Annotated in this window: 18 protein-coding genes; 9 read left to right on the top strand and 9 right to left on the bottom strand. The window is 46.0% G+C overall.

Annotated features, from left to right (window positions below; all coding sequences use genetic code 11):
- Positions 1 to 73 precede the first annotated feature (73 nt).
- The 7 genes from AC0IYG_RS10290 to AC0IYG_RS10260 form a co-directional block, all read right to left on the bottom strand.
- Complete coding sequence (locus tag AC0IYG_RS10290; protein ID WP_471711000.1) at positions 74 to 1,204, bottom strand: TIGR03364 family FAD-dependent oxidoreductase; 1,131 nt, start codon at positions 1,202 to 1,204, stop codon at positions 74 to 76.
- Positions 1,205 to 1,224: 20 nt separating this feature from the next.
- Positions 1,225 to 1,401, bottom strand: coding sequence for a hypothetical protein (locus AC0IYG_RS10285; protein ID WP_471710999.1), 177 nt, complete (start codon positions 1,399 to 1,401; stop codon positions 1,225 to 1,227).
- 7 nt (positions 1,402 to 1,408) lie between these two features.
- A complete protein-coding gene (locus AC0IYG_RS10280; protein WP_471710998.1) occupies positions 1,409 to 1,936 on the bottom strand; it encodes an HAD family hydrolase in 528 nt (175 codons plus the stop codon).
- A gap of 210 nt (positions 1,937 to 2,146) precedes the next feature.
- A complete protein-coding gene (locus tag AC0IYG_RS10275; protein WP_471710997.1) occupies positions 2,147 to 2,761 on the bottom strand; it encodes a helix-turn-helix domain-containing protein in 615 nt (204 codons plus the stop codon).
- An 84-nt stretch (positions 2,762 to 2,845) separates the two neighbouring features.
- Positions 2,846 to 3,007 carry a hypothetical protein gene (locus tag AC0IYG_RS10270; RefSeq protein WP_471710996.1) on the bottom strand — a complete coding sequence of 54 codons (162 nt, stop codon included), beginning with the start codon at positions 3,005 to 3,007 and terminating at the stop codon, positions 2,846 to 2,848.
- Between the two features lie 10 nt (positions 3,008 to 3,017).
- Complete coding sequence (locus AC0IYG_RS10265; RefSeq protein ID WP_471711354.1) at positions 3,018 to 3,302, bottom strand: carboxymuconolactone decarboxylase family protein; 285 nt, start codon at positions 3,300 to 3,302, stop codon at positions 3,018 to 3,020.
- Positions 3,298 to 3,456: a hypothetical protein gene (locus AC0IYG_RS10260; RefSeq protein ID WP_471710995.1), complete on the bottom strand. Its 159-nt coding sequence runs from the start codon at positions 3,454 to 3,456 to the stop codon at positions 3,298 to 3,300. The genes AC0IYG_RS10265 and AC0IYG_RS10260 overlap by 5 nt, the downstream gene beginning before the upstream one ends.
- A 247-nt stretch (positions 3,457 to 3,703) precedes the next feature.
- Here AC0IYG_RS10260 and AC0IYG_RS10255 point away from each other — a divergent pair, with 247 nt between their 5' ends.
- The 7 genes from AC0IYG_RS10255 to AC0IYG_RS10225 all read left to right on the top strand — a co-directional run bounded on the left by AC0IYG_RS10255 (position 3,704) and on the right by AC0IYG_RS10225 (position 12,426).
- A complete protein-coding gene (locus AC0IYG_RS10255) occupies positions 3,704 to 4,705 on the top strand; it encodes an aldo/keto reductase (RefSeq protein WP_471710994.1) in 1,002 nt (333 codons plus the stop codon).
- Between the two features lie 133 nt (positions 4,706 to 4,838).
- On the top strand, positions 4,839 to 5,306 hold the full coding sequence (locus AC0IYG_RS10250; RefSeq protein ID WP_471710993.1) for an RNA polymerase sigma factor: 468 nt from the start codon (positions 4,839 to 4,841) through the stop codon (positions 5,304 to 5,306).
- Positions 5,209 to 5,463, top strand: coding sequence for a sigma factor-like helix-turn-helix DNA-binding protein (locus AC0IYG_RS10245; protein WP_471710992.1), 255 nt, complete (start codon positions 5,209 to 5,211; stop codon positions 5,461 to 5,463). The genes AC0IYG_RS10250 and AC0IYG_RS10245 overlap by 98 nt, the downstream gene beginning before the upstream one ends.
- Positions 5,464 to 5,560: 97 nt before the next feature.
- Entirely contained in the window at positions 5,561 to 6,535 is a 975-nt protein-coding gene (locus tag AC0IYG_RS10240; RefSeq protein WP_471710991.1) for a FecR family protein, read from the top strand.
- Positions 6,536 to 6,704: 169 nt separating this feature from the next.
- On the top strand, positions 6,705 to 10,268 hold the full coding sequence (locus AC0IYG_RS10235; protein ID WP_471710990.1) for a SusC/RagA family TonB-linked outer membrane protein: 3,564 nt from the start codon (positions 6,705 to 6,707) through the stop codon (positions 10,266 to 10,268).
- Positions 10,269 to 10,286: 18 nt separating this feature from the next.
- Complete coding sequence (locus AC0IYG_RS10230) at positions 10,287 to 12,065, top strand: RagB/SusD family nutrient uptake outer membrane protein (RefSeq protein WP_471710989.1); 1,779 nt, start codon at positions 10,287 to 10,289, stop codon at positions 12,063 to 12,065.
- Positions 12,066 to 12,219: 154 nt separating this feature from the next.
- On the top strand, positions 12,220 to 12,426 hold the full coding sequence (locus AC0IYG_RS10225) for a hypothetical protein (protein WP_471710988.1): 207 nt from the start codon (positions 12,220 to 12,222) through the stop codon (positions 12,424 to 12,426).
- A gap of 61 nt (positions 12,427 to 12,487) precedes the next feature.
- Here the strand turns inward: AC0IYG_RS10225 and AC0IYG_RS10220 are convergent, their stop codons facing one another.
- Entirely contained in the window at positions 12,488 to 12,838 is a 351-nt protein-coding gene (locus AC0IYG_RS10220; RefSeq protein WP_471710987.1) for a hypothetical protein, read from the bottom strand.
- A gap of 90 nt (positions 12,839 to 12,928) precedes the next feature.
- Positions 12,929 to 13,885 carry an EamA family transporter gene (locus AC0IYG_RS10215; protein WP_471710986.1) on the bottom strand — a complete coding sequence of 319 codons (957 nt, stop codon included), beginning with the start codon at positions 13,883 to 13,885 and terminating at the stop codon, positions 12,929 to 12,931.
- A gap of 215 nt (positions 13,886 to 14,100) precedes the next feature.
- Between AC0IYG_RS10215 and AC0IYG_RS10210 the strand changes: the two genes are divergently transcribed.
- Both AC0IYG_RS10210 and AC0IYG_RS10205 read left to right on the top strand, forming a co-directional pair.
- On the top strand, positions 14,101 to 15,216 hold the full coding sequence (locus AC0IYG_RS10210; RefSeq protein WP_471710985.1) for a Fic family protein: 1,116 nt from the start codon (positions 14,101 to 14,103) through the stop codon (positions 15,214 to 15,216).
- Between the two features lie 6 nt (positions 15,217 to 15,222).
- Complete coding sequence (locus tag AC0IYG_RS10205) at positions 15,223 to 15,723, top strand: hypothetical protein (protein ID WP_471710984.1); 501 nt, start codon at positions 15,223 to 15,225, stop codon at positions 15,721 to 15,723.
- Positions 15,724 to 15,741: the final 18 nt, after the last annotated feature.

Here is a 15,741-nt window from a genome sequence, read left to right as displayed (position 1 = left end):
TGACCAGAAGCGAAACTAGAAAACGCTGCAAATGATAAGATTAACGAGATTTTACGCAACATAAATTAAGGGTTTAGGATTGACTGGAAGTTCCGCCGATCACCTCGTCGCAAAGGCCGAAAGAGAGCGACATGCCCGCTCCGCCGAGTCCGTTGATGATCGTAACGCCTTGTTCGGGCTTTAAGACGATTTCTGTCTTGCCATTGGTCATTTTTGGATAGATCCCGTTCCAGGTTTGGGAAACTTTGGGTGATTTGAACTGCGCAAATGTGCCCAGATATTCCAGGATCATTTTATTGATAAATTCGCGGTCGAACGGGTCAAATGTGAGCGCGTATTCATGCGAATCGCCAACCGTTATCTCACCCAGACCGTTTTGAGAAGCCATCACGTGAATGCCCCATTTGAGATATTCGCTATATTCTTCCTGATATCTTGCTTTCAAACCGGCCAGTGAAGGCGCGGCTTTGAAACCGTCATAATGTATCAATGAAAGCCCTCCGCACAACGCCGGCCCGATTTTCCAATCATTGGGCTGCGCTTCCAGTCGGAGCATTTGTAATTTACATTTGGTCAAAGGCGCTGCCGCAAATTCCGCCGGATATAATGTTTCAAAATCCTGCCCGCTGCAAACAAAAATCTCATCCGCCGACCAGCTTTTCGAGCCGGATAAAACGTTTGGATAACTGACGTTTGAAATGGCTGTGTCCCAATGAAAGGTCACATTCCATTTTTCCTGCAAATAGCGCGCAACACCCGCAATGGCCTCCCGCGGATCAACGATCATTTCATCCGCAGAATATAACGAGCCCAAAAGGCCATTTCCATTCACCGCAGGCGACATTTCCAGCGTTTCAGCAGCATTCAACACTTTTACAGGGCGATAACCGCTCACTTCCACAAATTCCTTAATGGCTTGCAGCTCATCATTTTGATAAGCCATGTGCAAACTGCCGCCTTCGTAAAACCAGCATTTCGCCTCCATTAGCGTTTCTTTCCAGATGCTTTTGGCTTTTAATGCCCTGTTATATAATGTTCCTTCGGGCTGGCCGATGGGCCAGACCATGCCAAAATTCCGAATGGATGCACCGACCGCTTTGGAAGAACGTTCGATCACCGTAACGTGGTAACCTCTTGTCACCAAAGCTCTTGCCGTGGCCAATCCTACAATGCCTGCGCCAATTACAATAGCAGATTTACTCATTCCAATGCTGTTTAAATTTGCTATTTGTGAATTTCACCAGCGTAAGCCGGGCTTTCTGAAATGATGGCAACCACGTCCGCAATGTCGTCGATAATGTGCGTAGGCTTGTATGGAAGCAGCTGGTCAGCCGTGAACGCGCCGGTTGTAATACCGATCACATATTTGCAACCTGCATTGATCCCCTCATTGATATCCACCTCAGTATCACCTACTTTGGCAACATTTCCAGCGGATGCAATGTTCGAGCTGCTGCATAATTTTATTGATCATATCGGGATATGGACGGCCAAAAGGCACTTCGTCGCTGGCAACCAGACAGTCGATTTTATTTTCCCAACCCAGCCTGTCGATGATCACATCTGCAATGTCTCTCGAAAATCCGGTGTTCAAAGCGATTTTGACACCGGCTTCGCGCAATGTTGCAAAAGTCTCTTCCACATGCGGCAATGGTCCTATTTCCTGGGTAGTGCTGTAAAATTGGATCATTCCGCTCACGAAATGCGTGTGAATTTCATTAACCAGCGCATCTGTGATTTTCGCCTTGTCCGGTTCACACGTTTCCAACATCATCCGGATAGCCAGCGGCTTTTCGTATCCCATCAAAGGATTTACATCTTCAATGGCAATGTCATAACCTTGTGATTGCATTGCTTGCTGAAACGCAATTCCTACAAAATTTTTGTCCTTAACGGTGGTTCCCGCCATGTCAAAAACAACCAGTTCTATTAACATCCTTGCATATATATTGGTGAACAAATACTGAATTTCAAGAGGAGGGTTTAGGTAATTCCTTTGATTCAAAACAAAGCCTGAAAGTGCGTAAAAGTGTCATGCAGGACCAGATCGATCCCGTCAAGGCACAAAACTAATGATATGCCTGAGAAATAAAGTTAAGTAAATGTTAATTAATATTTAACATTCACCTCGAATTTACCGGGAATGTTAAGCTTCGTTGAAGAAATAGATGACGAGCAGCAACACTTCGTCACCATTGATGCATTTGGGGTTATGAAGTTCATTGGCATCGAAAAACATGGAATCGCCCTGGTTCAGCACATATTTGTTTTTACCAACTGTGTATTCGACCGAACCTTGCAGCACATATTTAAATTCGTATGCATTGGTGCGCACCATCGGGCGCTTGGCATCTTTCTCGAGCCGGAGCAGGACCACGTCAATGTGGTTGTCCTTAAATTGTTTGCTAAAAATCCGGTGATAGTAAAAGCCTTTGGCGTTTTCTTTGGTAAAAGGCTGATATTCTTCTTTCCGCCGAATCAGCACATTATCGCCGGGAGCGGTGGAAATAATGTCTTTAAAAAACACATTCAAATCGATATCAAGCGCCTTGATCAGGCCTAGCATAACGGGGAGCGAAGGAATGGTGCGGCTGTTTTCAATCTGTGAAACGAGGCTTTTGGTAACACCGGCTTCGTTCGCGATCTCTTGTAATGTTACGCCCTTATTTTTCCTGACTTCCTTTAATTTATTGCTGATCTGAAAAAGAATGTCTTCCTGCATAATATCGAAATAGTTGCCTTTTGCCTTGAATTCTGTCACAAGGTAATTTTTATTTTTTGTATAAAACAAAATCTCCCGCTTCATGGAACGGGAGATTTGCAACACGTTGTGTAACCGCTAAGTTTAAACCAGCATATCTGTTAGCTGGCCGTGGCTAAACTTGTCTTTTACGTTTTGCAACGATGTTTTCATGGCTAACAGAACTGCTTTTTGAAAATTGGGACCAAAACTTACTCTCGATACGCCGAGTTTTTGTAGCTTTTCAAGCGCCGGGGAATCCTGCATAATCGTGATGTTAATTCAATGGCCAATGATCGGTAATTGCTATGCGGTTCCAGGCATTAATTGTTACAATGCCCATGACAATAGCTTTGGTATAAGCTTCTCCAAATAACGCTACGGCCTTATTATACACCTCGTCGCTCACACCATGACCGGCAATGAATGTCACTTCCTCAGTAAGGGATAATATGGCGCGCTCCTCTTCTGTGTAAAGCGCCGTTTCGCGCCAGGCGTTCAGCAAATAAATGCGCTGCTCTGAAAGCCCCAGTTCCCGCGCTTCTCTGGTATGTTTATCAATACAAAATGCGCAACCGTTGAGTTGGGACGCCCTTATCTTGATGAGTTTGTAACTGAATTTTATCCAGCCCGGATTCCGAAATGTATTTTTCCAGCCCTCTCACCGCGGCATAAGCCTTCGGATCCACATCCAATGTTAAACTTCGCTTTGTCATGATCTTGAAAAATTTTAAGCTGCCTGGCACAACAAACTTACCTTAGAACAGGACTATCAAAATGATCCATTTTCAATTTTTTAAATAGTCCATTCAATGCAGCCGACTTATCGAAATAGGCCGTTGACGTATTCTTGGAAATATTTGAATCGTCTTCATGTTGATTTTATAACTTTAAAATCTCTAAAATTAAAGTCATCATAGAAAGCCGACGGCAATTTGCCGAAAGCAATTAGCCACCAAAATCATGAAATTCAGAAAACTGGGAACAACGGACGAAAAATTATCTGCAATCGGATTGGGATGCATGGGCATGAGCTTCGCCTACGGACGAACCGACGACGCGGAAAGCATTGCCACATTACATAAAGCGCTCGACCTTGGAATCAATTTCTGGGACACGGCTGATATGTATGCCAATGGGCAGAATGAGGAATTGATATCAAAAGTGCTGGTTCCCAATCGGGATGAAATATTCATCGCTACAAAATTCGGCTTTCGTTACCGGGAGGACGCAGGGGACGCAAGGAATGCAAATGGCTCCTACTTCGATGGTTCGCCAGCGTGGATGAAAATAGCCGTTGAAAACAGTCTGAAACGCCTTAAAGTCGACACAATCGACTTGTATTATGCTCACCGCGTGGATCCTAATGTACCCGTTGAGGAAATGGTCGGTGCAATGAGCGAGCTGGTTAAGGAAGGAAAAGTGCGTTACCTGGGATTGAGCGAAGCCTCCGCTGCGTCCATTCGCAAAGCGCACGCCGTGCATCCGATTGCAGCACTGCAAAGCGAGTATTCCGTGATCACGAGAGATTTGGAATCAGAAATCCTATCAACTGTCCGTGAGTTAGGAATTTCACTGGTGCCTTTTTCGCCGTTAGCGAGGGGATTGGTGACCGCAACATTGCAAGTTGATGCACTGGCTGAAACCGATTTCCGCAGGACATTGCCTCGCTATCAGCAGGAATTTGCGGACAACAATGAGAAACTCGTTAAAGGATTTGCAGAGATCGCTTCCGGGAAAAACTGCACCCCGGCCCAACTCGCACTTGCCTGGGTGCTGGCTCAAGGCGAAGACATTATCCCTATTCCCGGCACCAAAAAGCGAAAGTATTTAGAAGAAAATGCTGGTGCACTGAACGTTGACTTGTTGGAAGGAGATTTAACCGCAATTGATGGACTCGTTGCACGTTACCCGAATACGGGCGAACGCTATAACGAAGGTGGGATGAAGCTGGTTAATCACTAGCCAACCCTTTCAAAATAAAATATTGCTATTCCATGCATTTATGTTAAAAAATCTTTTGCACTGCGCATAATGCCATTTTTAATATTGTATTTATATTAAATCACCATTTGCCGGTGGGTTATTTATTTTATATTTGGTAACGATTACTAACCTTGCCAACGATAAACCTTCCATGAATGACTTTCACCATTTTTCCGATGACGAGCTTGCCGCTTTGATGAAGGAGGGCGAGGAAGGTGCATTCGACGAGATTTATAACCGGCATTGGGATAAGCTTTTTTACGCTGCTCACCGCATGGTGAAATCCGCGGAAGTGGCAGAGGAGATCACGCAGGATACATTTATGTTGTTCTGGATGAAGCGGGAGACTTTGGAGATCCAGTCGCTCAAACCTTATCTGGCGGCAATGCTTCGCTATGAAGTTTATCGCTATCTGGCCAAATCCAAACAGGAGCAGGAACTGGAATCGACGATCAAACAACAGGCGGTTACCTCGGTTTCGATTGACGAGGAGATTGAGAATAAACTGCTTTTGGAAATTATTACGAACCTCACAAACCGCCTGCCCGGAGAAATGCAGGCTTGTTTTTCAATACAATAAGTTGCAGGACAGATCTTTACCGGACATTTGCGAAGAGCTGAATATTTCCCCCAAAACAGCAGAAGCACATTTGACCAAAGCATTGAAAATTGTCCGTTCGAACCTAAGCGGTGTCGCACATCTTCTTCTGCAATTATTGCTTTTTGCCAAATTTTAAGTCGCCTCAATAAAAATCCAAAATTTTTTATTTTATAACTAAGGGGTTTCTCCTCATTCTCCCCTCTAAGTAATGCAAAGGGTTTATCTGCTTTGCAATGACACAAGAATACATCAGACAGCTTGCTGTAAAGTTTCTTAACGGAACGGCCTCCGAAGAGGAAAAAGAGATATTGCATAAGTGGTACGACAGCCTGAATCCCGATGTGCCCGAAACGGAAACCGTTTTTACCCGCACTCCGGAATCTGCGAATGAGATGAAGGCGCGTATGCTGGCCAACATAAAGTCGCTGCAACAGCCTGTTCGCAGAAAATCAGATTTCACCCTCATTAAGCGTCTTGTTTCGTGGTCAACGGCCGTGGCGGCGCTTGTTATTGCCGGTTTTATTTTTTGGACCAACCAGCATAAGCCCACTGAAACAGAAATCAGGGTTGTGCAGGCTCCTTTGGGCAAAACATTGAAAGTAGCATTGCCTGACGGCTCGTCCATCTGGCTCAATGCGGGTTCCAGCCTCTCCTACCCAAGCCAATTTTCAGGAAAAACGAGGGAAGTTATTTTGAAAGAAGGCCAGGCCTTTTTCGATGTGAAGCACATGACGGACAAGCCCTTCATCGTCCATGCAAAAACTTTGAATATTACAGTGCTCGGCACATCGTTCGACGTGAAAGCGTATCACAACGACAAAGACATTAAAGTAACCGTCAAAACGGGCAAAGTGGGCGTAACCATGCGCGACAAACCGGAGCGTCCCGCATTAATGCTCCTTCCCGCCGAGCAGGCCACGATTCCCGAAAAAACGGCTCAAATCCACGTTACAGAGATCAGCAAACCTGCCATCGCACCGTGGAAAGACAACAGAATGGTGTTTGAAGATGAGCTTTTATCCGAAGTTTTTAATGCTTTGGAAAGAAAATACAAACAGCACATTATCATTGAAAAGGCAGATTTATCAGCTGAAAAAATATCCTTGACCCTCGACGACCAGCCCATTAACGATGTCTTAAAAGTGTTGGGCTTCTCCAAAAAATTCAATTATTCACAATTAAACGACAGCACGATTGTAATAAAATAAAAGCGCTAAAAATGCAGCTGGCTTTCCAGGAAGGCGGGCTCAAAAAAGAAACCGGGAACACTGCGAATGTCCCCGGCCAATGAATGTCCCTCTGCTATGCAATGCTTCGAACCATCAGTAGTCAGAACGGGCGCGGTTTAACAGCTTAACCATTAAACATCAAACAAATATGGTGAATTATTACCATAAGGGACTCCCCTTATTCAAAAAACTTATGCGCATTTCGACGCTTATTTTGGGCATTAACATGCTGACTGCGGCCCTTTTGATGGCCGGTACCAGCGAGGCTCAGCACGTCAATATGGATGTGCGGCAGTCGAGGGTGAAAACAGTTTTCAGGCAAATTGAACAACAGACCGGGGTCACTTTTGCCTTCGACGAAAAGCTCGTCCGCAATGCGCCGCAAATTACGCTTTACGCCATGGGCATGCCTGTGCCGGAAATCCTGAAAATGATCGAAAAGCAGACTTCGCTGGAATTTCGGCAGGTGGGCAAAATGATCGGCGTAACTGAAAAAACGAAACAGGAAATGGATCGTGAGGCGGCGCAGATTCAGTCGCAATATCTGCTGCGGCCTGTAAAAGGGAAGGTTACCGACGAAAAAGGCGAAGCATTGCCGTCCGTTGCGATCCGCGTGAAGGGAACGAACGACGGAACCATGACCGATCTGGACGGAAATTACAGCATTGATGTGGCTGGCGATGAGTCTATTCTGATTTTCTCGTTCATCGGCTTTACGGCGCAGGAGACAATGGTGGGCTCGCGTTCGACAGTGGATATCAAACTTTTGCCGGACGTTTCCACGCTTTCTGAGCTGGTTGTAACGGGTTATGGTGCACAGCGCAAAAAGGATTTGATCGGTGCAGTTTCGGTTGTGGATGTGGAACAATTGAAGCAAACGCCTGACGGACAAGTTGCTAACCAGTTGCAAGGTCGGGCTTCGGGCGTGACCATTATCGGTTCCGGCCAGCCGGGCGAAACACCGCAGGTGCGCATCCGTGGTTTGAACACATTCGGAAACAATTCCCCTTTATATGTCGTTGACGGTGTTCCCACAACTTCCATCGCCGACCTGAACAGCAATGACATTGCTTCTATGCAGGTTTTGAAAGATGCCGGTTCCGCGTCCATTTACGGCTCGCGCGCTGCGAACGGGGTGATCATTATCACCACCAAAAAAGGAAAAGATAAAGTAAAAGTAAGTTACAGCGCCTGGTATGGCATGCAAACGCCGCCAAAAGGCAATGTCTGGAACACATTATCGCCGATGGAACAGGCGCAACTGAAATTCCAGGTGCAGCGGAATGAAGGAACGACCGTTGGCGACGACCAATATGGCTCGGGCCCTAATCCTGTTTTGCCCGATTATATTCTGCCTACCGGCGCTAAGGAAGGGGATCCCGGCACAAATACTGATCTGTATTATGTAAATCCAGAATACACGTCGGTGGACGATTTTAATAAATTCAATCAGATTGTAAAAGCAAATAAAGAAGGCACAGACTGGTTTCATGAGATTTTCAAACGTGCTCCTTCGACGAGCCACAACATCTCTTTGAGCGGCGGCAGCGACCAGGGAAGCTATCTTTTTTCCTTAAATTATTTTAATCAGAAAGGCGCTCTGACCAACACTTATCTGAAACGCTACACGATCCGGTCAAACAGCCAGTATAATGTTGGCAAGCACATCCGGATCGGCGAAAACCTGGCTTTTTCCGTTTCCGATAACCCAAAAAGTGCGCTTTCTGATGGTGGATCTGCGATTGCGTTTTCATTCCGCATGCAGCCCATCATTCCTGTGCGCGACATTATGGGCAATTATGCGGGAAGCCGCGCAGCTGGCATGGGTGACGCATTTAACCCGGTGGCCATGCGGGATCGTACACGTTATGATAAAGGTTTGGACAACCGCTTGTTTGGTAATGTGTTCGCAGAAGTGGATTTGTTCAAAAACTTCACGGTTCGCACGAGTTTCGGGGGTGAAAATTATTCGGGACGCTGGAATTCGTTTGCATTCCCAACCTATGAAAACAAGGAAAACAGCAACACCAACACCTATTCCGAAGGCGCTTACTCTGGCTTCAACTGGACCTGGACGAACCTGGTAACATTTCACAAAACCATGCAAAAGCACGACCTGACCGTGGTTGCGGGAACAGAAGCGTATAATGGCAAGAGTTACGACATTGGCGGCGATACGCAGGGTTATTTTTCTTTTGATCCCAATTACATGAACCTGGGAACGGGGTCGGGCACAAGAAGCAATTCAAGCAGCCGCTCAGCCGATGCATTGTTCTCATTAATAGGCCGTTTGGATTACATTTATAATGATAAATATCTCTTCGGTGCTGTGATCCGCCGCGACGGTTCTTCGAAATTTATCAATAAAAGATATGGCCTTTTCCCTGCGGTAAGCGCAGGATGGCGGGTTTCCCAGGAAGATTTCATGAAAGGCATTACGTGGCTGGACGACCTGAAACTGCGCGCGAATTATGGGGTTATGGGTAATCAGATCAATGTTCGGTCCGGAAATGCTTTCACAACTTATGGTTCCAACCGCAGGAGCTCCTATTATGACCTTTCGGGCACGAGCGGAACGGGCGCACTGGAAGGATTTGAAAAGAGCCAGATCGGAAATCCGGATGCCGTTTGGGAGAAAAATATCAGCACAAACTTTGGTATCGACGCCACATTCTTCAAAGGCAGGCTGGACGTGATCGCAGATTACTATATTAAGGATGTAAAAGATCTTTTGTATAACCCGACATTGATCGGCACGGCGGGTGGTGGCCAGGTTCCGTTCGTGAACATTGCGCAAATGAAGAACAAAGGGATCGATTTGCAGCTTACCTCCCACTTTGATCTTGCCAAAGACCTGAAACTGAACGCGACGCTGACATTCACAACTTATAACAACAAAATTTTGAAGGTGACCAACAGCACCAATTATTTTGATTTGGAAGGTCGCGGCTTTGATGGACATTCTATTGTGAGAAACCAGGTTGGCAACTCAATAGGGCAGTTTTTTGGTTACAAAGTGGTTGGCTTCTGGAATTCGGAAGAAGAAATTGCCGCGGCCAATGCACAAGCCGTTGCACAGACGGGCGATGCAAATGCAGTGTTCCAGGATGGCGCTGCATTAGGACGTTTCCGTTATGAAAACACAAACGGCGACGGCCAGATCACAGCTGCCGACCGCACCATTCTGGGTAACCCTAACCCGGATTTCAGTTATGGCTTGAATCTTGGTTTTAATTACAAACAGTTCGATTTTAGCCTGTTCCTTTATGGCGTGCAGGGCAATCAGATCTGGAACCAGACACTTTGGTGGAGTGATTTCAATTCATCCAGATCAGGTGCAAAGAGCAAAACAGCACTTTACGATTCCTGGACGCCAGAAAATCACAATGCTAAGGCGCCGATCCAGGAAAATTCGAGCTCATTCAGCACGATCAATGTGCCTAACTCTTATTTCGTAGAAGACGGCTCATATCTGCGTGCAAAAAATGTCCAGCTGGGTTACACATTTGCTCCTGCATTTTTGAAAAAGATCAAAACACAGCAATTCAGGATTTATGTGCAGGCAACCAACCTGTTTACCATCACAAAATACTCGGGCCTTGATCCCGAAGTGAGCCGGAATGCAGATGGCAACCCGACCGTATTTGGCATTGACGAAGGCTCATATCCTTCTTCGAAACAATACACAGTGGGCATTAATCTTACTTTTTAACATTTACCAGAGACTGACATGAAAAAGGGATTTCGATATATCATGGCTTTTTGTCTGATGACCAGCTTTTCGGTGATGCAAGGCTGCAAGGACGATTTTTTAGACAAACCCGTGCAAGGCGCATTGGGCGACGAAGTGCTCGCCAACCAAAAAGGCGTTGACGGATTGCTGACCGGCGCTTACGCGGCATTGGACGGGCAGGGCGATTTCAACGGGGGAAGCGGCTGGGAAGCGCCGCCGGATAACTGGGTTTACGGCTCCATCCCTGGCGGCGACGCGCACAAGGGAAGCGACGGCGGTGACCAGACGCCTATTAATGCGATCGCAACATTCGCTTCCGGCGCTGATAACGGCTTTTTCAACACCAAATGGCGCGCGCTTTACGAAGGAGTTACACGCGCTAATGCGGTTTTGAAGGTTTTGGCATTGGTAACAGACATTCCGGAGGCGAATAAGGCCAACATTGAAGGACAGGCGCTTTTTCTGCGCGCACATTATTATTTTGAGTTGAAAAAAATGTGGAATATGGTGCCCTGGATCGATGAAACGACGACGGATTTTAACCAGCCAAATGACAAGGACATCTGGCCGATGATCGAGGCGGATTTCAAGGCTGCTTATGAAAAGTTGCCTCCGACGCAGACACTGGTTGGTCGAGCAAACAAATGGGCAGCAGGCGCTTATCTTGCCAAAACCTATTTGTACCAGCGCAAATTTGCAGAAGCGGCAACGCTTTTTGCAACGGTGATCAGCAGCGGCGTGACTTCCAATGGCTTGAAATACAATCTGGTTTCGTTCAAAGACAACTTCGATGCGGCTACGAAAAACAATGCTGAATCGGTCTTCGCGATCCAGATGGTGGCGAATGACGGAACGCTGGACATTACAAATGCAAATATGGGCGGCATGCTCAATTTCCCTTACGGAACAGGCGCTCCATTCGCTTGCTGCGGATTTTTCCAACCATCTCAAATGCTCGTAAACAGCTATCGCACAGACGCGAACGGCTTGCCTTATGTGGATGATTTCAATAGTCACGCCGTTAAGAACGACCTCGGCATTACATCTTCCACCGCATTCACAACCGATCCCGGCCCACTCGACCCACGCCTTGACTGGACCGTTGGCCGCCGCGACATTCCTTACCACGACTGGGGTCTTTTCCCAGGCATGAACTGGGTGCGCGATCAGAAATACGGTGGTCCTTATGCTCCTAAAAAGAACATTCACAGACAAAAAACCCAGGATCTTTATGCTGATTTGACCTCGTGGGCGCCAGGAAATGCCATTAATGTGCTTGTGATTCGGTTTGCTGATGTGCTTTTAATGGCGGCAGAAGCAGAGGCAAATGCAGGAAGTTTGGCCAAAGCAGAGGAATATGTAAATCGCGTAAGAGCAAGGGCCGCAGACAAAACGGGCTGGCTTTACAAATACATTGACAGCAAAAACCCAATGGACGGATTTTCGACAACGCCAGCTGCAAACTATGTTGTAAAGCCCTATCCGGCGGGCACGCTCGCTGCCAAAGGAAAGGATAATGTCCTGAAAGCCATCTATTTCGAGCGCGGCATCGAGCTAGCCATGGAAGGCCACCGCTTCTTCGACCTCGTTCGCTGGGACCAAGCCGACAAAACCCTCAACAGCTTTTTCAGCTACGAATCCAAGATCACGAGCGATCTGGCTGGTGGGAAATTTATTAATGGCAAGAATAATTACTTTCCCATTCCGCAATATCAAATTGACATGAGTGTGGTGAATGGGGCACCAATGTTGAAGCAGAATCCTGGTTATAATTGAGGATTCTGAATCTTTTGATTAATGCTATTTTTATTAATTAATCCATTGCCGGGGGCTTCAGCCCCTGGCAATTTTTGTTTTTTAGGCTTGCCAGCACTTTCATGAGAGAATAATTCGTCTCAAATAAATGTTATATTTGAAAAAAGCAAACACTATGATCATTGAACGCAAAAAAAATGAAGTTGTAATTCGTTTGGACGCGTCTCTTGTCGATATTAGAGAGGTTCAGGCGTTTGCGGACTATTTCCGCTTCATTGAATCCAATGCCAAAAACAAAGGCACCGAAGAGCAGGCGACCGAATTGGCACGCGAAGTTCAGAAAGGATGGTGGGCAGCAAACCGTAATCAGTTTATCAAATGATTTTTCGAGCAGCTTAGCCTGAATTTCATTCCCTCCTCATCAAATCACCTTCAACTCCGGATCATAAAACCCTTTCCAAACCTGAATAGTCTCCTCCAATGTCTCCGGCGGAGAGGCCAGATAATCCTTGATCTTTGCTAGATTTTTCAGAATGAACATCTTTGGCGGTGTATTTGATGAGATCGGTCAACAGGGCGTCGATTTTTGATGTGTCGTTGCGCCAGTTCTTGCTGTATTTGGCGAACCATTCTTCATTCAAAAATACGACGCCCGAATATCTGTAAACATCGGAAAAGCCGAATGCGTCGATGACGATGGGTTCTGTGGGCCATTCTTCGTCCAGGGCTTTGTCGCTGAAACCCTCGCGGCCGTCGCCTAGTAATGCTATGAATCTGTATGTTTTGACTGTCATGAATGGGTCGGTTATACTTCTGATGTGGCCTAATTTCGTTATTAATGCTGATTCCTGAAAATTATCGTGCCGTTTTGAAAGGCTGACCTTTTACATTTTTTGTCGTCGGAAGGAAAAGTATTTGGCAAAAACGGGCATCGCCTTGTATTCCTGGAACTTGGTGAGCAGCACGCCTAAAAGGATGATCACCAGCCCGACGATCTGCATGGCGTTAAATGTTTCGTCTGCGATCATCCAACCCACAATCACAGCCACAACCGGGTTCACATATGTATGCGTGCTCACCAGCGCGGGCGGGCGAATGGTCATAAGCCAGGTAAATGCCAGAAACGCGACCATAGAACCCATCGTGATCATATAAACAAGGCTGCTCCAAGCTTCAAATGTGACATTTGCCAACGTAAAACGAGGATATTCGCCTGTCAATCCAGAAAATATTGCACTTGCAACGCCTGCCGCCATAAGCTGGATTCCGGCGAGCATAACATTGGAATAACCTGCTGTGTCTGCCTTTTTGCTCAACAGTGAACCGGCCACCCATAATGCTGCACTCAATATTAAAACCAGATTTCCGATCATTTGCATATTCTCCGTTCCTGCCTTAGGAACAGCCGCGTAAGAAAACAGCACAAGGCCTACAAAGCCCAAAAGAAGCCCCGCAATGATGCTTTTTTGGGAAAAATAGAATCGCCACAACTTCCGGTCAAACAGGATAAACATGAAAGGTTCGGTCGCAATCACCGTCGCTGCATGCCCCGAACCAATGTATTGCTCTGCCCAGGTTACCAGCCCCGAACCACCGACCAGCGCAATCGTGCCGCCGAGCGAAGTCGTGGTAAGAATATTTAAAGGTGGGATTTGATGTCCTTGCAATTTGGCTATTACAAACAGCAGAAAACCAGCTGTGAAGTAACGAAAGGCACAAAACAGAAACGGCGGAAAGCTTTCAAGTCCAAAAGTAATGGCAATGTACGTGGTGCCCCAAATGACATAAATAGCAAAAAAGGCAAGTGCCACTTTCCATTGCGCAATGTCTCTGGTTTCCATAAATGACGTATTTATTCCTCCAATGTGCTGATAATCGCCTGGTTATGCAATGTAAAAATGCGGATTTGTTTGATGTTCCTTAAAAATCAGACCAAAAACGTAAATTACATGTCCAATTTTAGCCAGAAACTGGACGCGTAGTAATAATCTGTCCAGAAAATGGACATATATTTGCATCATGTCCAATTTAAGCCAAAAAATGGACATGTTATTTGATGGAAAGATACGATCGTAATAAGCCATACAATGCGCTGCCATTGCTGCCTCCGCAGTCTGGCATTGAGGATGATATAGATGTCTTGAAAAAGCTCGTTTCGGCATCCCGCGCACTTGCAGCAGTTAATGCTACGGTTTTACGCATTCCTAATCCGCTCATGCTGATCAACACAATCGGATTGCAGGAAGCCAGGACATCTACGGAAATCGAGAATATTTTCACAACAGAAGATGACCTTTATAAGGCAGTCTCGGATACGACGAAAGAAGACCGGACCAATATTGCGACCAAAGAAGTGCTTCGTTACAGGGAAGCACTTTGGGCAGGTTATCGCGAACTGTTAAAAAGTGGCCAGATCAGCACCGACTTGATTATCAGCATTTTCCAGCAAATTAAAGACACAACTGCTGAGCTGCGCGTGCCGCAGGCTGTTATCGTCATAAAAAGAGGTGAAAGTGAATTCAGGGCTGGTGAAACGATTTATACACCACCACGAGGACCGGGAATTATTGAGGATATGATGGCTAATCTGACGGAATACTTAAATGACGATCAGAAGTATCCGGTTGATCCGCTTCTTAAAATGTGCATTGCACATTATCAATTCGAGGCCATTCACCCGTTTCAGGATGGAAATGGGAGAACGGGACGCGTACTGAATCTGTTGTATATGGTAAATAAAAAGCTTTTGTCGCTGCCCGTTTTATATTTGTCACAATACATTATCAGAAATAAAGACGACTATTATTATAATCTGGCAGGGGTAACGCAACGGGGCGAATGGAAAAATTGGATTTTGTATATGCTCGATGCGGTCGAAAAAACGTCCTTATTCACTAGCGAGCTCATAGACGATATTTTAGGCCAAATGTCGGAGACTTTCCTTCACGGCAAAAAACACATTAAATGGTATAACAAAGAAGTGAACGAAGCGCTGTTCAGTCAACCTTACAGCAAACCAAAAACACTCGGCGAAGCCATCGGTAAAAACTCACGCACAACGGTTGCCAAATACATGGACGATCTTGTAAAAGCGAGAATCCTGACACCAAAAAGGGACGGGAAAGAGATTTATTACATTAACGAGGACCTCATCAGAATTTTAGAACGATAAGACAAAATGATCCGAATTTCAACACTTCCCCTCATCGAAAACGCGGCGCAATTTCATGCGGCAGAGCAAATATTACTTGTCGATGTGCTGTTTGTAGGCGATACGCCGCGGAATATGCGTGAGCACATTAAGACGAACCACGGCGGATTTATTTACGACAAAAAAACCTACATTCCCATCACGCTGACCGGAGCGCCTGCAAGCCTTATTGCCAATGCCGGAACGCCTATCGTCTTCAAATTTGATAACGGATTTCAGAATGATTATCACTTCAATGGCAACCTGGACGAAGCCATTTTTCACAAAAAACTGTATGATCTTTCTGACTATCTAAATGAGCAATCCATTCAGTTTGAACGCGAAGAGGCATTTATCATCGAGCGTTATTTGTCGAATGTGAAGGAATACATTGAGCCGGAAACGGAGCCAAAATTGCTTAGCGCTTCTCCAAAAATGCCTGCTATCGGCCTGAAAGTGATGAAAGGATTGAAGCCGGTGAAGAAGTAAACGCCAATTCCAGCTCAT

Source organism: Dyadobacter sp. AC419 (assembly GCF_979253085.1).
Note: the sequence above shows the minus strand (reverse complement) of the source record. Positions and strands in the feature narration are given on the sequence as shown.

Bases quoted from the DNA above. Each gene is read 5' to 3' on its own strand.
- AC0IYG_RS10290 (WP_471711000.1), bottom strand. From the start codon at position 1,204: ATGAGTAAATCTGCTATTGTAATTGGCGCAGGCATTGTAGGATTGGCC.
- AC0IYG_RS10280 (WP_471710998.1), bottom strand. From the start codon at position 1,936: ATGTTAATAGAACTGGTTGTTTTTGACATGGCGGGAACCACCGTTAAG.
- AC0IYG_RS10270 (WP_471710996.1), bottom strand. From the start codon at position 3,007: ATGCAGGATTCCCCGGCGCTTGAAAAGCTACAAAAACTCGGCGTATCG.
- AC0IYG_RS10260 (WP_471710995.1), bottom strand. From the start codon at position 3,456: ATGACAAAGCGAAGTTTAACATTGGATGTGGATCCGAAGGCTTATGCC.
- AC0IYG_RS10255 (WP_471710994.1), top strand. From the start codon at position 3,704: ATGAAATTCAGAAAACTGGGAACAACGGACGAAAAATTATCTGCAATC.
- AC0IYG_RS10240 (WP_471710991.1), top strand. From the start codon at position 5,561: ATGACACAAGAATACATCAGACAGCTTGCTGTAAAGTTTCTTAACGGA.
- AC0IYG_RS10235 (WP_471710990.1), top strand. From the start codon at position 6,705: ATGGTGAATTATTACCATAAGGGACTCCCCTTATTCAAAAAACTTATG.
- AC0IYG_RS10230 (WP_471710989.1), top strand. From the start codon at position 10,287: ATGAAAAAGGGATTTCGATATATCATGGCTTTTTGTCTGATGACCAGC.
- AC0IYG_RS10225 (WP_471710988.1), top strand. From the start codon at position 12,220: ATGATCATTGAACGCAAAAAAAATGAAGTTGTAATTCGTTTGGACGCG.
- AC0IYG_RS10220 (WP_471710987.1), bottom strand. From the start codon at position 12,838: ATGACAGTCAAAACATACAGATTCATAGCATTACTAGGCGACGGCCGC.
- AC0IYG_RS10215 (WP_471710986.1), bottom strand. From the start codon at position 13,885: ATGGAAACCAGAGACATTGCGCAATGGAAAGTGGCACTTGCCTTTTTT.
- AC0IYG_RS10210 (WP_471710985.1), top strand. From the start codon at position 14,101: ATGGAAAGATACGATCGTAATAAGCCATACAATGCGCTGCCATTGCTG.
- AC0IYG_RS10205 (WP_471710984.1), top strand. From the start codon at position 15,223: ATGATCCGAATTTCAACACTTCCCCTCATCGAAAACGCGGCGCAATTT.